The organism is Enterovirga aerilata (assembly GCF_013044135.1).
Lineage (GTDB): Bacteria > Pseudomonadota > Alphaproteobacteria > Rhizobiales > Beijerinckiaceae > Enterovirga > Enterovirga aerilata.
The window spans coordinates 572,533-589,128 of the sequence record NZ_JABEPP010000002.1; the positions used below are offsets into that span (position 1 = coordinate 572,533).

Below are 16,596 nucleotides of genomic sequence, written 5' to 3' on the forward strand. Positions count from 1 at the left end.
CGTCCATATCTGAGGAGTCTTCATCCCACCACTCACTATTCGCTGCTCGCCAATCGCCTCAGCGGTAAGGCGCGTCCATGCGGATGTTGCGCTGGATCTCGCGTTCCCAGCGGTCGCCGTTCTCGAGCAGCTTCCGCTTGTCGTAGAGAAGCTCCTCCCGCGTCTCGACGGAGAACTCCATGTTCGGCCCCTCCACGATGGCGTCCACCGGGCAGGCCTCCTGGCACATGCCGCAATAGATGCACTTCACCATATCGATGTCGTAGCGCGTCGTGCGGCGCGTGCCGTCGTTCCGGCGCGGGCCGGCCTCGATCGTGATGGCCTGGGCGGGGCAGATCGCCTCGCAGAGCTTGCAGGCGATGCAGCGCTCCTCGCCGTTCGGATAGCGGCGCAGCGCGTGTTCGCCGCGGAAACGGGGCGAGTAATAATTCTTTTCGAAGGGATAGTTGATCGTCGCCTTCGGCTTGAAGAAGTACTTCATCGACAGCACGAAGGCCACGACGAACTCCTTCAGGAGGAGGGACGTTGCCGCCTGGGCGACGTTCATTGTTCGACTCCTCTCGTCGCAACCGGCTCGGGCACGACAGGGCTGCGCGGGGCTAGGTCGGTCAGCTTAAGAACGCCCGCAACGACGACCACCATCACGAGCGAGAGGGGAAGAAAGACCTTCCAGCCGAGGCGCATGAGCTGGTCGTAGCGGTAGCGCGGCACGAAGGCCTTCACCATCGCGATGAGGAAGAACAGGAAGCTTGCCTTCAGCACGAACCAGATCACGCCCGGGATCCAGGTGAAGGGCGGGAACGGGATCGGCGACAACCAGCCGCCGAGGAAGAGGATCGTTCCCAGGGCGCACATGGTCATGATCGCCACGTACTCGCCGAGCATGAACATGAGGAACGGCGTCGAGGAATATTCGACCATGTAGCCGGCCACGAGCTCGGATTCGGCCTCCGGCAGGTCGAATGGCGGCCGGTTCGTCTCGGCCATCGCCGAGATAAAGAAGACCACGAACATCGGGAAGAGCCAGAGCCAGTACCAGCCGAAGATGCCGAGGGACGTGTTCTGAGCCTCGACGATCCGGGTCAGGTTCAGCGAGCCGGCGCACATCAGCACCGTGATGATCACGAAGCCGATCGAGACCTCGTAGGAGACCATCTGGGCCGTCGAGCGGAGCGCGCCGAGGAACGGATATTTCGAGTTCGACGCCCAGCCCCCCATGATGACGCCGTAGACGCCGAGCGACGAGACCGCGAAGAGATAGAGGATGCCGACATTGATGTCGGCGATCGCCCAGCCCGCATTCAGCGGGATGACGGCCCAGGCCGCGAGCGAGATCGTGGCGAAGACGAGCGGCGCGAGGAGGAAGATGCCCTTGTTCGCCGAGGCCGGGATCACCGGCTCCTTGAAGAAGAACTTGGTGAGGTCCGCGAAGCTCTGCAGCAGGCCGAAAGGCCCCACGACATTCGGGCCGCGGCGGAGCTGCACGGCGGCCCAGATCTTCCGGTCGGCATAGAGCGCGAAGGCGATGAAGACGAGGAGCGCGACCAGAAGGACGACGCTCTTGAGCGCGATCAGCAGGACCGTGAGGAGGATGTCGGTGACGCTCATGGGGCGATCCTACTCGGCCGCCTGGAGCGCGGAGGGCGCGCCCAAGAGGGCCGAGCACTCGGCCATGACCCGCGAGGCGCGGGCGATGGGATTGGTCAGGTAGAAGTCGCGGATGGCGGGCGCGAATGGATCGCGGCCGGGCCAGCCCCCGAGAGCCGAGAGATATTTCAGCACGGACCCGCCATCGGCCGGGGCGATCTCCTCGATCCGCGCCAGATGCGGATGCTGCGCATAGAGGGTGCGGCGGAGCACGGCGAGGCTGTCGAAGGGCAGGCGCTTCCCGAGCACGTCCGACAGCGCACGCAGGATCGCCCAATCCTCGCGCGCGTCGCCCGGCGGGAAGACGGCGCGGTTCGTCATCTGCACGCGACCCTCCGTGTTCACGAAGGTCGCGGACTTCTCGCTATAGGCGGCACCCGGCAGGATCACGTCGGCCCGGTGCGCGCCGCGATCGCCATGCGTGCCCTGGTAGATCACGAAGGCTCCGGGCGCGATGTCGATCTCGTCCGCGCCGAGGTTGAAGAGCACGTCCACGCCCCCGCTCGCCATGGCCGGCGCGGCCAGGCCGCCCTCCCCCGGGACGAAGCCGAGATCGAGTCCGCCGACGCGGGCGGCGGCATTGTGCAGGATCGCGAGGCCGTTCCAGCCTTCCTTGACGGCGCCGATCGCTGAGGCGAGCTGCGCGACGGCGGCCAGGATCGCCGCCCCGTCCGCCCGCGAGGTCGCGCCCGCCCCGACGACGATCAGCGGCCGCTCGGCCTTCGACAGCGCCTGGTTGAAGCTGTGCCGCCCGCCGACGAGTTCGACGAGCGTATCCGGCCCGGCCCCGAGATATTCATAGGGATAGGTCAAATCGACCTTCGGGCCGATCAGCGCGATGGGAAGCGGCGATGTCCGCCAGCGCTTGCGGATGCGCTGGTTGATGATCGAAGCCTCAAGGCGCGGGTTCGCGCCGATGATGAGGATCGAATCCGCATCGTCGATGCCCGCGATCGTCGGGTTGAACAGGTACGAGCCGCGGCCATGTGCGGGCGACAGAACCGAGCCGTCCTGCCGGCAGTCGATGTTCTTCGACCCGAGGCTCTCCATGAGGAGTTTCAGCGCGAACATCTCCTCGACGCCGGCGAGATCGCCCGCAATGGCGCCGATGCGGCTCGGGTCGGTCCCTTTCACCCGGGCGGCGATCGCCGCAAAGGCCTCGTTCCATGAGGCCGGCCTCAGGCGACCGTTCTCGCGCACGAAGGGGCGGTCGAGGCGCTGGAGGCGCAGCCCATCCACGTGCTGGCGCGTCTTGTCCGATATCCACTCCTCGTTGATGTCCTCGTTCACGCGCGGGAGGACCCGCATCACCTCCTTGCCGCGGGAGTCGATCCGGATATTCGAGCCGACCGCATCCATCACGTCCACGGACGGGGTTTTCGCGAGCTCCCACGGACGGACGTTGAAGGCCTGCGGCTTGTGCGTGAGCGCGCCGACCGGGCAGAGATCGGCCACGTTCGCCTGCAGCTCCGAACCCATGGCGTGTTCGAGATAGGTCGTGATCTCCATGTCCTCGCCGCGGCCGGTCGCGCCGAGATCCGGCACGCCCGCCACCTCCGCGACGAAGCGGATGCACCGCGTGCAATGGATGCAGCGGTTCATCGAGGTCTTGACCAGCGGGCCGATATACTTGTCGTGCACCGCGCGCTTGTTCTCGTGGAAGCGCGAGGTGTCGACCCCGTAGGCCATGGCCTGGTCCTGGAGGTCGCATTCGCCGCCCTGGTCGCAGATCGGGCAGTCGAGCGGGTGGTTGATGAGGAGGAACTCCATCACCCCCTCGCGCGCCTTCTTCACCAGCGGCGACTTGGTGAGGACGGTCGGCGGCTCGCCGTTCGGGCCCGGCCGGCAGTCGCGCACGCCCCAGGCGCAGGACGCGACGGGCTTCGGCGCGCCCTTCAGCTCGACGAGGCACATGCGGCAGTTGCCGGCGATGGACAACCGCTCGTGGAAGCAGAAGCGCGGAATCTCGGCGCCCGCCGCCTCGCAGGCCTGCAGTAATGTGTATTCCGGCGGAACCTCAACCTCGGTGCCGTCGACGACGATCTTGGTCAATGCTGCCTCTCGAGCCGGTCGAGACGAGCCGTCAGCTCATCAACCTGCTTCTGCAAAGACTCGATCCGAACGTTGGCGTGACCAGCGAAACCGAGTGTGGTCGCGGTTGTTTCCTGCCAATCGTGCAGCTCGCGCCTGATCTCCTTGAACTGCCTGCTGTGGTCCTCAAGCAGTGCAGAGTGCTTGTCCTGCGTGTCCCTGATCTCCCGCAGGAGACGGAGCACGATGTTCTCGGGCTCGTCCGCCATCGAACTACTCCGCCGCCATGAGGACGGGCTCGGAATGGGGATTGTTCGAGTAGAGATCGATGCGCTTCTCGATCTCGCCCCGGAAGTGCCGGATGAGGCCCTGGATCGGCCAGGCCGCGGCGTCGCCTAGGGCGCAGATCGTGTGGCCCTCGATCTGCGTCGTGACCTCGAGCAGCATGTCGATCTCGCGCTTCTGCGCCCGGCCTTCGGCCATGCGCGAGAGGACGCGCCACATCCAGCCCGTGCCCTCGCGGCACGGCGTGCACTGGCCGCAGCTCTCGTGCTTGTAGAAATAGGAGATGCGCGCGATCGCCCGGACGATGTCGGTCGACTTGTCGAGCACGATCACGGCCGCCGTGCCGAGGCCCGACTTCAGGTTCCGGAGCGTGTCGAAATCCATCGGCGCGTCGATGATCTGCTCGGCCGGCACCAGGGGAACCGACGAGCCGCCGGGGATCGAGCAGAGAAGGTTGTCCCAGCCGCCCCGCATGCCGCCGCAATGGCGGTCGATGAGCTCGCGGAAGGTGATGCCCATCTCCTCTTCCACGTTGCAGGGCTTGTTGACGTGCCCCGAGACGCAGAAGAGCTTGGTGCCGGTGTTGTTCTTCGTGCCGAGCCCGGCGAACCACGCGCCGCCGCGGCGCAGGATCGTGCCTGCGACCGCGATCGACTCGACGTTGTTTACGGTCGTCGGGCAGCCGTAGAGGCCCATATTGGCCGGGAACGGCGGCTTCAGCCGCGGCATCCCCTTCTTGCCCTCGAGGCTCTCGAGCAGCGCCGTCTCCTCGCCGCAGATATAGGCGCCCGCGCCGTGGTGGACGTAGAGGTCGAACGGGTAGCCGTGGACGTTGTCCTTGCCGATCAGGCGGGCCTCGTAGGCCTCGTCCACCGCCCGCTGCAATGCCTGCCGCTCGGCGATGTATTCTCCGCGCACATAGATGTAGCAGGCATGCGCACGCATCGCGAAGGATGCGATCAGGCAGCCCTCGATCAGGAGATGCGGGTCGTGCCGCATGATCTCCCGGTCCTTGCAGGTTCCGGGCTCCGACTCGTCCGCGTTCACGACCAGGTAGTGCGGCCGCCCGTCCGACTGCTTCGGCATGAACGACCACTTGAGCCCGGTCGGGAAGCCCGCGCCGCCGCGGCCGCGCAGCCCGGAGGACTTCATCTCCTCGATGATCCAGTCCACCCCCTTGTCGAGGAAGAACTTGGTTCCGTCCCACGCCCCGCGCCGGCGCGCGGCCTCGAGCCCCGGCGAGTGGAAGCCGTAGAGGTTGGTGAAGATGCGGTCTTTGTCGGCGAGCGCCATGATTGTCCCTAGACGGTCGCGTCGGAGAGTTCGAGGCAACGCTCGATACGTCCGAGCCGAAGCTCGACCTTCGCCTGCCCGGCATAGAGGTTGGAGATGTCCGTCTGCATCGCGAGCATGTGGCCACGCAACGCCTGCAGTTCGGTTTTTATCTCGCGCTGCCCGTCCTCCAAATTCCCGAGCCGAGTCTGGATGCTCTTCAGGACCTCGTAGATCGGCTCGTTCGTGACTTCGGCCATACGCGTCACTCCTTCGGCGCCACGCCCGGAGACACGTCCGGGCTGGATCCGACGGGCTTGGTGTCCGAGCCGTCCCGGCGGTCGGCCGTTTCGGATGGGGGCGTGCCTGCGACGGGCGTCGTGCCTTTTGCGTCCGCGGCCACCCTGCCCTCCTCCGGCTTGGACGGCGTCACCGTGTAGGACTTGTCGCTCTGCTGCGGGCGGGTCGAGGTCTCCGGGCCCGGGTAGACGGCACCCGTCGAATCCGATCGGGCCGCATCGGCCTGGTCGGCGGGCTTGACCGGGGTCTCGCCTGCAGCCGAACGCGAGGCAGGCGTGTCCGCCACGGGCCGTTCGATCGGGCGCCCGGCATCCGGCTTCGCCGCCTTGGGATCGCCCGGCCCGGTCGCGGTGGCGGCCTGATGCTCGCCGGTGGTCGCCACGCTCGGCGCACCCGACAGCTCGTCCTTGAAGCGCGCACGCCAGCTGCCCACGACCGAGCCGTCGTAGAGCGCCGGATCCGTGAGCGTCTTCACCTCGTCCTTGGGCTCGGATGAGACCCGGCCGTTCTGCGGGCCGGGCTTCACCTCGCGCCCGGCCTTCAGGTCGTCCAGAAGCTTGATCAGCAGATCGGGCGTCAGGTCCTCGAAATAGTCGTCATTGATCTGGACCATGGGAGCGTTGCAGCAGGCGCCCAGGCACTCGACCTCGATCCAGGAGAAGTACCCGTCCGTCGTCACGTGATGCGGGTCGCCGACCCGGTCGAGCAGGACCTGCTTCAAGTCGAGCGCACCCTTCACGTGGCAAGGTACGGTGCCGCAGAGCTGGATGAAGTAGCGCCCGACCGGCTCCAGGTTGAACATCGTGTAGAAGGTCGCGACCTCCAGCACGCGGATGAGCGGCATGCCGAGGCGGGCGGCGACGGCCTCGATCGCCTTCTGCGGCAGCCAGCCCCCGTTCTGCTTCTGGGCCTGCCAGAGCGCCGGGATCACAGCGGAAGCCTGGCGGCCGTCCGGATACTTGGCGACCTGCTTCTCGAGCCAGCGTTCGTTCTCCTCCGTGAAGGCGAAGGTCGCGGGCTGGATTTCGGCGGGAGCGAGACGACGGATGGCCATCAATGTGCCTTTGCGGGAGGCAGGTCTTCGAAGAAGCGCTCGACCTCGACCTCGAAACCCGGAGGGTCGAATCGCACCGGCCCGGCACTGACAATCGCGGTCTCGATCTTGCCGGTGTCGGTCCTGCGATGGTGAACGACCTTCCGTTCGGAAGGGTGAACCAGCAGGTAGTGCTGCACTGTCTCCAGCGAGAAGTACTCGATCAGCTTGTCGCCCGTATCGGTCCGGACAGTCGAGGGCGACGTGACCTCCACGAGGATCACGGGCTCGCCGACGATCATCGAATCGAGATCGAGCGCCGATCCGCAGACGACCAAGAGGTCGGGCTCGCGCGCCTTGTGAGTGTGAATGACGACCGTGCCGCCGTCCGGCAGCACCTTGCAATCGAGGCGAGCCTTCCTGACAGCCTCACGGAAGCACTCGAACGCCGCCCCCTTCACGAGAAGATGACGGTTGGCCTCGGGTGACATCCTGTGCGGCACTCCGTCCACAAGCTCGTATCGCCCCTCGGGCTGGCGCTCGGCCCATTCGAGGTACTGCTCGACGGTCATGCGATCGCCGGACACGATGCGCGCGCTCACCGGTCCACCTCGCCGAACACGATGTCGAGGGAGCCGAGCACGGCGGAGACGTCGGCCAGCATGTGGCCGCGGCACATGAAGTCCATCGCCTGGAGATGGGCGAAGCCCGGGGCCCGGATCCGGCAGCGATACGGCTTGTTCGTGCCGTCCGCGACCAGATAGACGCCGAACTCGCCCTTGGGCGCCTCGACCGCGGCGTAGACCTCGCCAGCCGGGACGTGGAAGCCCTCGGTATAGAGCTTGAAGTGGTGGATGAGCGCCTCCATCGAGCGCTTCATCTCGCCGCGCTTCGGCGGCGCGACCTTGCCGTCGACCGAGGTAACCGGCCCGCCACCCTCGGGCGAGCGGAGCTTATGCAGGCACTGCTTCATGATGCGGACCGATTCCCGCATCTCCAGCATCCGGATCACCTGCCGGTCGTAATTGTCGCCGTTCGTGCCGACGGGGATGTCGAATTCGAGTTCCTCGTAGCACTCGTAGGGCTGGGCCTTGCGCAGGTCCCAGGCCGCGCCGGAACCGCGGACCATCACGCCCGAGAAGCCGAGCCGCCAGCAATCCTCCAGCGAGACCACGCCGATATCGACGTTGCGCTGCTTGAAGATGCGGTTGCCGATGAAGAGCGCATCGAGGTCGTCGCAGACCTTCAGGAACGGGTCGCACCAGTCCCAGATGTCGTCGATCAGCTCGGGCGGCAGGTCCTGGTGCACCCCGCCGGGGCGGAAGTAGTTTGCGTGCATGCGCGAGCCCGAGGCGCGCTCGTAGAACACCATCAGCTTCTCGCGCTCCTCGAAGCCCCAGAGGGGGGGCGTGAGCGCGCCGACATCCATCGCCTGCGTGGTCACGTTCAGGAGGTGCGAGAGGATGCGGCTGATCTCGAGGAACAGCACGCGCACGAGCTGGCCGCGCTTCGGCACCTCGATGCCGAGCAGCTTCTCGATGGCCAGACAATAGGCGTGTTCCTGGCTCATCGGCGCGACATAGTCGAGCCGATCGAAATAAGGGTTGGCCTGAACGTAGGTCTTGTACTCGATCAGCTTCTCGGTGCCGCGGTGAAGCAGCCCGATATGCGGATCGACCCGCTCGACGACCTCGCCATCGAGCTCGAGGACGAGACGCAGCACGCCGTGCGCGGCGGGGTGCTGCGGGCCGAAATTGATCGAGAAGTTGCGGATCTCGTGCTCTTTGCCCGCGCCCGGAAGCTGCGCGCCGTTGTCGCGGAGCGCGACACTCGTCTCGGGATGCGGGCGCGTGTCGAGCAGTTCGTCCCGTCGAGCCGCAAGCCCGTTGTCATCAAGCGCCATGTCAGCCAGCCTTCGCCTTCTCGTCGCCCGGCAGGACGTAGTCCGTGCCCTCCCAGGGCGAGAGGAAATCGAAGCTGCGGAATTCCTGCTGCAGCTTCACAGGCTCGTAGACCACCCGGCCTTCGGTATCGTCGTAGCGAACCTCCACGAAGCCCGTCATCGGGAAGTCCTTGCGCAGCGGATGTCCCTCGAAGCCGTAATCGGTGAGGATGCGGCGCAGGTCCGGATGGCCGGTGAACAGGATGCCGTAGAGGTCGTAGGCCTCCCGCTCGTACCAGTCCGCGGCGGGGAAGACGCCGATGATCGACGGGACAGGAGAGACCTCGTCCGTCTCGACCTTGATCCGGATGCGCTGGTTCAGATGCGGCGACAGCAGGTGATAGACGACGTCGAACCGGCGCTCGCGGCCGGGATAATCGGCGCCGCACAGGTCGATGAAGCAGATGAACCGGCAGGCCGGATCGTCCCGCAGGAAGGTGATCGCCTCCACGATGGCCGCGCGCTCGACCACGATCGTCAGCTCGCCATAGGAGACGGCGTGCCCGGTCACGACCGGGCCGAGCCGGTCGGCGATGTGGTGCCCGAGCTGAGCGAGGTCCTGTGCCATGGTCAGCGCTCGATCGTGCCGACGCGGCGGATCTTCCGCTGCAGCAGCAGCACGCCGTAGAGCAGCGCCTCGGCGGTCGGCGGGCAGCCCGGTACGTAGATGTCCACCGGTACGATGCGGTCGCAGCCGCGCACCACCGAGTAGGAATAGTGGTAGTAGCCGCCGCCATTGGCGCACGAGCCCATCGAGATGACGTAGCGCGGCTCCGGCATCTGGTCGTAGACCTTGCGGAAGGCCGGCGCCATCTTGTTGGTCAGCGTCCCTGCGACGATGATCACGTCGGATTGCCGCGGTGTCGCCCGCGGCGCGAAACCGAAGCGCTCGGCGTCGTAGCGGGGCATCGACATCTGCATCATCTCGACCGCGCAGCAGGCGAGGCCGAACGTCATCCACATGAGCGAGCCCGTGCGCGCCCAAGTGATCAGGTCCTCCGCGGTCGTGACGACGAAGCCCTTGTCCGCAAGTTCCGCGTTGACCTCCCGGAAGAACGGGTCGGTCTGCCCGACCGGCTTGCCCGTCGAGGGATCGATGATGCCGCGCGGCGCCGGCGCGATGGCAGTCTGGGAGGCGGTCAGTCCCATTCCAGCGCTCCCTTCTTCCATTCGTAGACGAAGCCGACCGTCAGGACGGCAAGGAAAATCATCATGGACCAGAAGCCGTACCAGCCGAGATCGCCGAACGTGATCGCCCAGGGGAACAGGAACGCGACCTCCAGGTCGAAGATGATGAACAGGATGGCGACCAGGTAGAATCGGATGTCGAACTTCATGCGGGCGTCGTCGAACGCATTGAAGCCGCATTCGTAGGCGGAGAGTTTCTCCGGGTCGGGCCGCTTGTAGGCCAGGAGGAACGGGGCGACCAGGAGCGCCGCGGCGATCGCGAGCGACACGCCGATGAAGATGATGAGCGGGAGGTAGTCCGATACGACTGCGTTCATTCGCCACCTGCGAACGCGGACAGGTCGAGGGGCCGGAACGCGTTGGGTTGCTTGTCTTCGAGGCAGATATGGCCGTGAGCCCGACCGTCCGCAAAGGCAGGCGGTCGATTATCGCAGCGGTTCTAAAGTGACAAGCCGCCGCTGCGCCGCACAAGCGCGTTCCGGCAGCCTGCCAGCCGGGCCCTAACCCGCTCCCGTGGCCTTCGCGACGGCGCGCTCCGCCTTCTCCTGGAGACGGCCCGGGTCGCCCGCTCGCCGGCGACCTCCGCCTTCGCCCGGGCCTCGCATTTGGCACGGAGCTCGTCGAGCTCCTCGTCGGTCAGATGCTCGATCCCGATATAGACGTTCTGCGCCGCGCTCGCCCTGATGAGCTCGTCGAGCTTGGTCTGGATCGCCGCTCCGTCCCGGTTCTGCGTGTTCTGGATGAGGAAGACCATGAGGAATGTGACGATCGTCGTGCCGGTATTCACGACCAGCTGCCATGCGTCGGAGTAACCGAAGATCGGTCCCGTGACGGCCCAGACGACGATGAGCAGCACGGCCAGCGCGAAGGTGAGCGGCCTACCCGTGGCGTGGGCGATGAAGCTCGAGAACCGGACGAAATGCTGGTTGAAGCTCGTCATCGGCTGCGCCTCGGCTGCGGTGGAGCGCTGTCTGGCCGATTCCGCACCAAGCTGGAAGCGGCACGCGCCGAAACGACCCTTGCGAAAGGCTGGCCACACCCCATATCGGTACTGTCCGGGGCGCAGCTCGCGCCACGCTTGAGCCCGTCCCGGCAACCTGTCTTCGCCCGTCCCGGCAGATGGTCCGGCGCTGTGAACCAGGATGATGCGCCCGCCGGGACCTGTCTCGCGCGGGCGTTTTCGTCTCTCCGTCCGGGCACGGCCCGGCCACAACCAGAGAACAGGAATGAGCCGCAAGACCAAGGCGCCAACTGGCTGGGGCGAACTGAACATCGCCCTGAACGGCCTCGTCCGCGAGGGCACGATCCTGAGCTACAGCACGAGCATGGCGAGCGGCACCCCGTCCGTCGAGGTCGCGATCGAGAGCGGGGCGGACCAGGCCGAAGTCGTCCGCCGCGTTCGCGGCGCGCTGCCCAGCGCCTTCGCGGACGCACAGGTTCGGACCCGCGTTGGCTGATCGCGCGAATGCGCCGGAAGCTATGAAAGACGATATGGCGCGGGCGACGGGGCTCGAACCCGCGACCTCCGGCGTGACAGGCCGGCACTCTAACCAACTGAGCTACGCCCGCGCGGGGTAGCTGGTCCCCGTTCGGGGAGGCCCGCCGTTTAGGTGGCCCACGACCCCATTGTCAAGCGGATCGGCACCATCCGCGCTGCGACGTCAGCAACTCGGCCGCGGGCGCTCCCTCACTCCCACTCGATCGTGCCGGGCGGCTTCGACGTGACGTCGTAGGTGACCCGGTTGATGCCCTTCACCTCGTTGACGATCCGGTTCGCCGCCCGGCCGAGGAAGGCCATGTCGAAGGGGAAGAAATCGGCCGTCATGCCGTCCACGGACGTGACCGCGCGAAGCGCGCAGACGTAGTCGTAGGTGCGCCCGTCGCCCATGACGCCGACGGTGCGGACCGGCAGCAGCACCGCGAAGGCCTGCCAGATCTGATCGTAGAGCCCGGCCCGGCGGATCTCGTCGAGGTACACCGCGTCCGCCTTGCGCAGGATCTCGAGCTTCTCGCGCGTGATCTCCCCGGGGCAGCGGATGGCGAGCCCCGGCCCCGGGAAGGGATGCCGGCCGACGAAGGCGTCCGGCAGTCCCAGCTCCCGCCCGAGCGCACGCACCTCGTCCTTGAACAGCTCGCGCAACGGTTCCACGAGCTTCATGTTCATGCGCTCGGGCAGCCCGCCCACATTGTGGTGGCTCTTGATGGTGACCGAGGGCCCGCCCGTGAAGGATACGCTCTCGATGACGTCCGGATACAGCGTGCCCTGCGCCAGGAATTCCGCTCCGCCGATCTTCTTCGCCTCGGCCTCGAAGGTCTCGATGAAGAGCCGGCCGATGGTCTTCCGCTTCGCCTCCGGGTCGGTGACGCCCTCCAGAGCCTTCAGAAAGGTCTCCTCCGCCCGGACATGAACGAGCGGGATGTTGTAATGGTCGCGGAAGAGGCCCACGACCTCCTCGGCCTCGCCCTGCCGGAGCAGCCCGTGGTCGACGAAGACGCAGGTCAGCTGCTCGCCGATGGCCTCATGGATCAGCACGGCCGCGACCGCCGAATCGACGCCGCCCGACAGGCCGCAGATCACCCGGCCCGTTCCGACCTGCTCGCGGATGCGCCCGATCGCCTCCTCGCGGAAGGCCGCCATGGTCCAGTCGCCTGAACAGCCCGCGATGTCGCGCACGAAGTTGCGGATGAGGAGCTCGCCCTGCGGCGTATGGGCCACCTCGGGATGGAACTGGACCGCGTAGAACTTGCGGGCCTCGTCGGCGACGACGGCGAAGGGCGCGTTCTCGGAAAAGGCGAGCGGCTCGAAGCCGTCCGGAAGCTTGGTGACGCGGTCGCCGTGGCTCATCCAGACCGGGTACTTGCGCCCCACGTGCCAGACGCCCCGGAACAGCGGACTGTCCGCCATGATCTCGATCTCGGCCCGGCCGAACTCGGCGTGGTGGCCCCCCTCGACCTCCCCGCCGAGCTGCGCCGCCATGGCCTGCTGGCCGTAGCAGATGCCGAAGACGGGCGTGCCGCTCGCGAAGATTTCTTGGGGCGCCCGCGGGCTCGTCTCGAGCGTCACCGATTCCGGCCCGCCGGAGAGAATCACGCCCTTGGGCTTCAGCTCACGGAAGGCCTCGGCCGCCTTCTGGAACGGGACGATCTCGCAATAGACGCCCTCCTCGCGGACACGGCGCGCGATCAGCTGCGTCACCTGCGAGCCGAAATCGACGATGAGGATCTTGTCGTGGCTGGGTTCAGTCATCCCGAGCACCTAGGAGGTCGCGAGGAGCGAGGCAATCCGGCCGGAGCAATGGATCCCGGCGCCGAGATGCCGGTCATGCCGTGCGCTGGATCACGGCGACATAGAACCCGTCCGTCCCCGTCCGCAACGGCGACATCTGGAGCCCGTATCGGGTGAAGCGGAGGGCGTCTGCCATCTGCCCGAAGCCGGCGGCCGTCAGCGTCTCCGCCGCGGAGATCGCGGCGAGGCCGGGCCGGCGCTCCAGCAGGCCCGCGACGGCCCCGTCGTTCTCCTCCGGCAGGACGGAGCAGGTGACGTAGACGATCCTGCCGCCGGGCCGGACCAGCGCGGCGGCCCGGTCGAGCACCGCCGCCTGCTCCTTGAGGCGCACCTCCAGGCTGCCGGGGCGGACCCGCCATTTCGAATCCGGATTGCGGCGCCAGGTGCCCGTGCCCGTGCACGGCGCATCGACGAGGACGAGATCCGCCCGTCCAGCGAGGTCCTGCACGGCATCCGCCTTGCCGCGGGGTGTCCTGACCTGGACGTTGCGCACGCCGGCCCGCTCGAGACGGGCATGGATTGGCGCGAGCCGGCGCTGGTCGGCATCGGTGGCGTAGATCTGGCCGTGATTGTCCATCGCGGCCGCCAGCGCGAGCGTCTTGCCGCCCCCGCCCGCGCAGAGATCGACGACCTGGTCGCGCGGCCGCGGCGCCGCAAGGAGCGCAGCGAGCTGCGAGCCTTCGTCCTGAATCTCCACCTGCCCCTTCAGGAAAACGGGATCGGACTGGATGGAGGGCGCCCTCTCGCCCGGACCATGCGCGATCCGCAGGCCGAGCGGGGAATGCGGCGTCGGAACCGGCGAGAGATGGGCGAGTTCCGCCCCGACCAGCTCACGCGAGCCCTTGAGCGTGTTGACCCGCAGGTCCAGGGGCGCGCGCCGGGCGAGCGCGCCCATCTCGGACGCGAGCTCCTCGCCGAAGACGGCCGCGAGAGACGAGGTCAGCCATTCGGGGAAGTCGCCCGCGACATGGGGCGGCGCTCGCTCCAGGCTCCCGGTTTCGAGCCTGCCGCGCTCTTCGTCCGACAGCGGCGCCGGCGCGAAGCGCTCGCCGGAGAAGAGCCGCCCGATCTCGGCGGCAGCGATCCCGCGCTCGAGCCGGAGCGTCCCGAGCACCACCGCCCGCGCCCCCTCGCTACCCATCAGCCAGGAAGCAGATGCCTTCCGGCGGAGCGCGTCATAGACGAGGCCCGCGATCGCGGCGCGGTCGCCGGAACCGGCGAAGCGGTGCGACATGCCCCAGTCCTTGAGCGCATCGGCCGCCGGGCGGCGCCTCGTCTCGATCTCGGCCAGGACCTCGATCGCGGCGGAAATCCGTGCCGCGGGCGTCACCGGCCGCGCTCCGGTAAGGACAGACTCACCATTTGGGGGCAAAGCTCGCTCGCCGTCCGGAGGAGCCGTTGCCAGCGCTCGTTCCGGACTTCCGGAGTACGTTTCGTCATGATCACCTTGTTGCGGCTCTCGGTTGCGGCCGCCCTGACCCTCGCCATCGCGGCCTGCGCCTCGAACCCGCCGCCCGCGCCGGATTATCCCCCGCCCGGCAAGCCGCAGCTCGACGCCAAGACGCAGCTCGAGACCGGCCGCCGATACTGAGCCGCGCCCGCCCCGCGTGGGGTCGAGCCTCACGCGGGCCAGGGTCCGGCCAGGATCCGGACCGCGAAGACGATCCACATGATCATCAGCACCACTGCTCCGGCAAGGAAGGCGCCGAAGCGATGGGGGATGTAGTTCGTCGTCAGGTAGATGCCCGCATGGACGAAGCGGGTCGCAACGAAGATCCAGCTCAGGACGACGAAGAGCAGGTCGGCCTTCCGGGCGAAAATGGCCAGGACGACGAGCACGTAGAAGAGGACGGGAAGCTCGAACTGGTTCCCGAAGGCGTTCGCAGCCTGCTGCGCCGGCGCAGGCCAGGCCTTCTGGCTCAGCGCGACATCGGGAGGGCGCACCTCTTGGCCCCGCAGCGCGTGCAGCCGCCGCGAGCCGGTCCACAGCAGGAGCGCGAATGTCAGCGCGACCTGGACGAAGACCGGCAGGAGGATGGCCGGGATGCTCATACCCGTTGTCAGACCCGCGTCGGATAGTTCGGGCTTTCGCGCGTGATCGTCACGTCGTGGACGTGGCTCTCGCGAAGACCCGCATTGGTGATGCGGACGAAGCGCGCCTTCTCGCGGAACTCGGCCAGATCGGCCGCCCCGACATAGCCCATCGCGGCGCGCAGCCCGCCCGACAGCTGGTGGAGGACATTCGCGACCGGCCCCTTGTAGGCGACTTGCCCCTCGACCCCTTCGGGCACGAGCTTCAGCGTGTCGCGGACCTCCGCCTGGAAGTAACGGTCGGCCGAGCCGCGCGCCATCGCGCCGACCGAGCCCATGCCGCGATACGACTTGTAGGAGCGGCCCTGGTACAGGAAGGTTTCGCCCGGCGCCTCGTCGGTCCCGGCCAGCAGCGAGCCGATCATGGCGCAGGAGGCGCCGGCGGCGAGCGCCTTGGCGAGATCGCCCGAGAACTTGATGCCGCCGTCGGCGATGACCGGCACATCCGCCGCCGAAGCCGCCTCGACGGCCTCCAGGATGGCCGTGAGCTGGGGCACGCCGACGCCCGCCACCATGCGGGTCGTGCAGATGGAGCCCGGGCCGATACCTACCTTCACGGCATCCGCCCCGGCGTCGATCAGCGCCCGGGCGCCCTCTCGGGTCGCCACGTTGCCGGCGATGACCTGGACGGAGTTGGACAGCTTCTTCACCCGCGTCACGGCGTTCAGGACGGACACCGAATGCCCGTGGGCCGTGTCCACCACGATCACGTCCACGCCCGCATCGATCAGCCGCTCGGAGCGCTCGAACCCACCCTCCCCGGTCGTGGTCGCCGCGGCGACGCGAAGCCGGCCCTGCTCGTCCTTGGCTGCGTTCGGATAGGCGACCTGCTTCTCGATATCCTTCACGGTGATCAGGCCGATGCAGCGGAAGTGGTCATCGACCACGAGCAGCTTCTCGATCCGGAACTGGTGCAGGAGGCGCTTCGCCTCGTCCTGGCTCACGCCCTCGCGCACCGTGATCAGCCGGTCCTTCGTCATCAGCTCGGAGACTGGCTGGCCGGGATCGTTGGCGAAGCGGACGTCCCGGTTCGTCAGGATGCCGGCGAGCCGGCCCTTGGACCCATTGGGCCCGCGCTCGACGACCGGGATGCCGGAGATGCGGTGGCGCTTCATGGTCGCCAATGCCTCCGCCAGCGTCTCGTCCGGGAAGACGGTGATCGGGTTCATCACCATGCCCGACTCGTACTTCTTGACGAGCCTGACCTGCTCGGCCTGGTCCGGGGCCTCGAGATTGCGGTGGATGACGCCGAGCCCGCCGTTCTGCGCCATGGCGATGGCCATGTTCGCCTCGGTGACCGTGTCCATGGCGGAGGAGATGATCGGGATGTTGAGGCCGATCGAGCGGGTCAGCCGCGTCCGGACATCCGTATCGGCCGGCAGCACCTCGGAACGGCCCGGCCGCAGGAGCACGTCGTCGAAGGTGAGACCTTCGACAAACCCGTTGGAAGCGCCGTTCTCGATCATCGCCAACCCTCATCGGCTCGGCCGGGGCGCCGCGTTGCGCGCCGCAGCATCCGGT

Annotated in this window: 19 protein-coding genes and 1 tRNA gene; 2 read left to right on the forward strand and 18 right to left on the reverse strand. The window is 67.4% G+C overall.

The window, feature by feature from the left end; translation table 11 throughout:
* Nucleotides 1–58 precede the first annotated feature (58 nt).
* From nuoI to HJG44_RS08115, 13 genes are all read right to left on the reverse strand, one after another.
* Nucleotides 59–547, reverse strand: a complete 489-nt coding sequence (gene nuoI / locus HJG44_RS08055) for an NADH-quinone oxidoreductase subunit NuoI (RefSeq protein ID WP_171217824.1) — start codon at nt 545–547, stop codon at nt 59–61.
* Nucleotides 544–1,608 (reverse strand): NADH-quinone oxidoreductase subunit NuoH, encoded by a 1,065-nt coding sequence (nuoH, locus tag HJG44_RS08060; RefSeq protein WP_171217825.1) that lies wholly within the window; start codon nt 1,606–1,608, stop codon nt 544–546. Before nuoH ends, nuoI begins: the two co-directional genes overlap by 4 nt.
* A gap of 9 nt (nt 1,609–1,617) precedes the next feature.
* The gene (nuoG, locus tag HJG44_RS08065; RefSeq protein ID WP_171217826.1) at nt 1,618–3,699 is read right to left on the reverse strand and encodes an NADH-quinone oxidoreductase subunit NuoG; all 2,082 of its coding nucleotides are present in this window, start codon (nt 3,697–3,699) and stop codon (nt 1,618–1,620) included.
* Nucleotides 3,696–3,947 carry a hypothetical protein gene (locus tag HJG44_RS08070; RefSeq protein ID WP_171217827.1) on the reverse strand — a complete coding sequence of 84 codons (252 nt, stop codon included), beginning with the start codon at nt 3,945–3,947 and terminating at the stop codon, nt 3,696–3,698. Before HJG44_RS08070 ends, nuoG begins: the two co-directional genes overlap by 4 nt.
* 4 nt (nt 3,948–3,951) lie before the next feature.
* Nucleotides 3,952–5,256 carry an NADH-quinone oxidoreductase subunit NuoF gene (nuoF, locus tag HJG44_RS08075; RefSeq protein ID WP_171217828.1) on the reverse strand — a complete coding sequence of 435 codons (1,305 nt, stop codon included), beginning with the start codon at nt 5,254–5,256 and terminating at the stop codon, nt 3,952–3,954.
* Between the two features lie 8 nt (nt 5,257–5,264).
* Nucleotides 5,265–5,495 (reverse strand): hypothetical protein, encoded by a 231-nt coding sequence (locus HJG44_RS08080; RefSeq protein ID WP_171217829.1) that lies wholly within the window; start codon nt 5,493–5,495, stop codon nt 5,265–5,267.
* Between the two features lie 5 nt (nt 5,496–5,500).
* The gene (gene nuoE, locus HJG44_RS08085) at nt 5,501–6,589 is read right to left on the reverse strand and encodes an NADH-quinone oxidoreductase subunit NuoE (protein ID WP_171217830.1); all 1,089 of its coding nucleotides are present in this window, start codon (nt 6,587–6,589) and stop codon (nt 5,501–5,503) included.
* Nucleotides 6,589–7,170 carry a Uma2 family endonuclease gene (locus HJG44_RS08090; RefSeq protein ID WP_346767121.1) on the reverse strand — a complete coding sequence of 194 codons (582 nt, stop codon included), beginning with the start codon at nt 7,168–7,170 and terminating at the stop codon, nt 6,589–6,591. The genes nuoE and HJG44_RS08090 overlap by 1 nt, the downstream gene beginning before the upstream one ends.
* On the reverse strand, nt 7,167–8,471 hold the full coding sequence (locus HJG44_RS08095; RefSeq protein ID WP_171217831.1) for an NADH-quinone oxidoreductase subunit D: 1,305 nt from the start codon (nt 8,469–8,471) through the stop codon (nt 7,167–7,169). The genes HJG44_RS08090 and HJG44_RS08095 overlap by 4 nt, the downstream gene beginning before the upstream one ends.
* Before the next feature lies 1 nt (nt 8,472).
* Complete coding sequence (locus tag HJG44_RS08100; protein WP_171217832.1) at nt 8,473–9,078, reverse strand: NADH-quinone oxidoreductase subunit C; 606 nt, start codon at nt 9,076–9,078, stop codon at nt 8,473–8,475.
* A 2-nt stretch (nt 9,079–9,080) separates the two neighbouring features.
* Nucleotides 9,081–9,659: a NuoB/complex I 20 kDa subunit family protein gene (locus tag HJG44_RS08105; protein WP_171217833.1), complete on the reverse strand. Its 579-nt coding sequence runs from the start codon at nt 9,657–9,659 to the stop codon at nt 9,081–9,083.
* Nucleotides 9,650–10,015: an NADH-quinone oxidoreductase subunit A gene (locus tag HJG44_RS08110; RefSeq protein ID WP_171217834.1), complete on the reverse strand. Its 366-nt coding sequence runs from the start codon at nt 10,013–10,015 to the stop codon at nt 9,650–9,652. The genes HJG44_RS08105 and HJG44_RS08110 overlap by 10 nt, the downstream gene beginning before the upstream one ends.
* 122 nt (nt 10,016–10,137) lie before the next feature.
* Nucleotides 10,138–10,638 carry a low affinity iron permease family protein gene (locus HJG44_RS08115; RefSeq protein WP_171217835.1) on the reverse strand — a complete coding sequence of 167 codons (501 nt, stop codon included), beginning with the start codon at nt 10,636–10,638 and terminating at the stop codon, nt 10,138–10,140.
* A 286-nt stretch (nt 10,639–10,924) separates the two neighbouring features.
* Here HJG44_RS08115 and HJG44_RS08120 point away from each other — a divergent pair, with 286 nt between their 5' ends.
* Nucleotides 10,925–11,155, forward strand: a complete 231-nt coding sequence (locus HJG44_RS08120; protein ID WP_171217836.1) for a hypothetical protein — start codon at nt 10,925–10,927, stop codon at nt 11,153–11,155.
* Nucleotides 11,156–11,190: 35 nt separating this feature from the next.
* On the opposite strand, the gene HJG44_RS08125 is transcribed toward HJG44_RS08120, so the two are convergent.
* The 3 genes from HJG44_RS08125 to HJG44_RS08135 all read right to left on the reverse strand — a co-directional run bounded on the left by HJG44_RS08125 (nt 11,191) and on the right by HJG44_RS08135 (nt 14,314).
* Nucleotides 11,191–11,267: transfer RNA gene (locus tag HJG44_RS08125), tRNA-Asp, on the reverse strand.
* Between the two features lie 118 nt (nt 11,268–11,385).
* On the reverse strand, nt 11,386–12,945 hold the full coding sequence (gene guaA / locus HJG44_RS08130; protein WP_171217837.1) for a glutamine-hydrolyzing GMP synthase: 1,560 nt from the start codon (nt 12,943–12,945) through the stop codon (nt 11,386–11,388).
* Between the two features lie 73 nt (nt 12,946–13,018).
* Nucleotides 13,019–14,314, reverse strand: coding sequence for an RsmB/NOP family class I SAM-dependent RNA methyltransferase (locus tag HJG44_RS08135; RefSeq protein ID WP_171217838.1), 1,296 nt, complete (start codon nt 14,312–14,314; stop codon nt 13,019–13,021).
* A gap of 108 nt (nt 14,315–14,422) precedes the next feature.
* Between HJG44_RS08135 and HJG44_RS08140 the strand changes: the two genes are divergently transcribed.
* A complete protein-coding gene (locus HJG44_RS08140; RefSeq protein WP_171217839.1) occupies nt 14,423–14,575 on the forward strand; it encodes a hypothetical protein in 153 nt (50 codons plus the stop codon).
* 29 nt (nt 14,576–14,604) lie between these two features.
* Here the strand turns inward: HJG44_RS08140 and HJG44_RS08145 are convergent, their stop codons facing one another.
* Entirely contained in the window at nt 14,605–15,036 is a 432-nt protein-coding gene (locus HJG44_RS08145) for an MAPEG family protein (protein ID WP_171217840.1), read from the reverse strand.
* Between the two features lie 8 nt (nt 15,037–15,044).
* Complete coding sequence (guaB, locus tag HJG44_RS08150) at nt 15,045–16,541, reverse strand: IMP dehydrogenase (protein ID WP_171217841.1); 1,497 nt, start codon at nt 16,539–16,541, stop codon at nt 15,045–15,047.
* Nucleotides 16,542–16,596 lie beyond the last annotated feature (55 nt).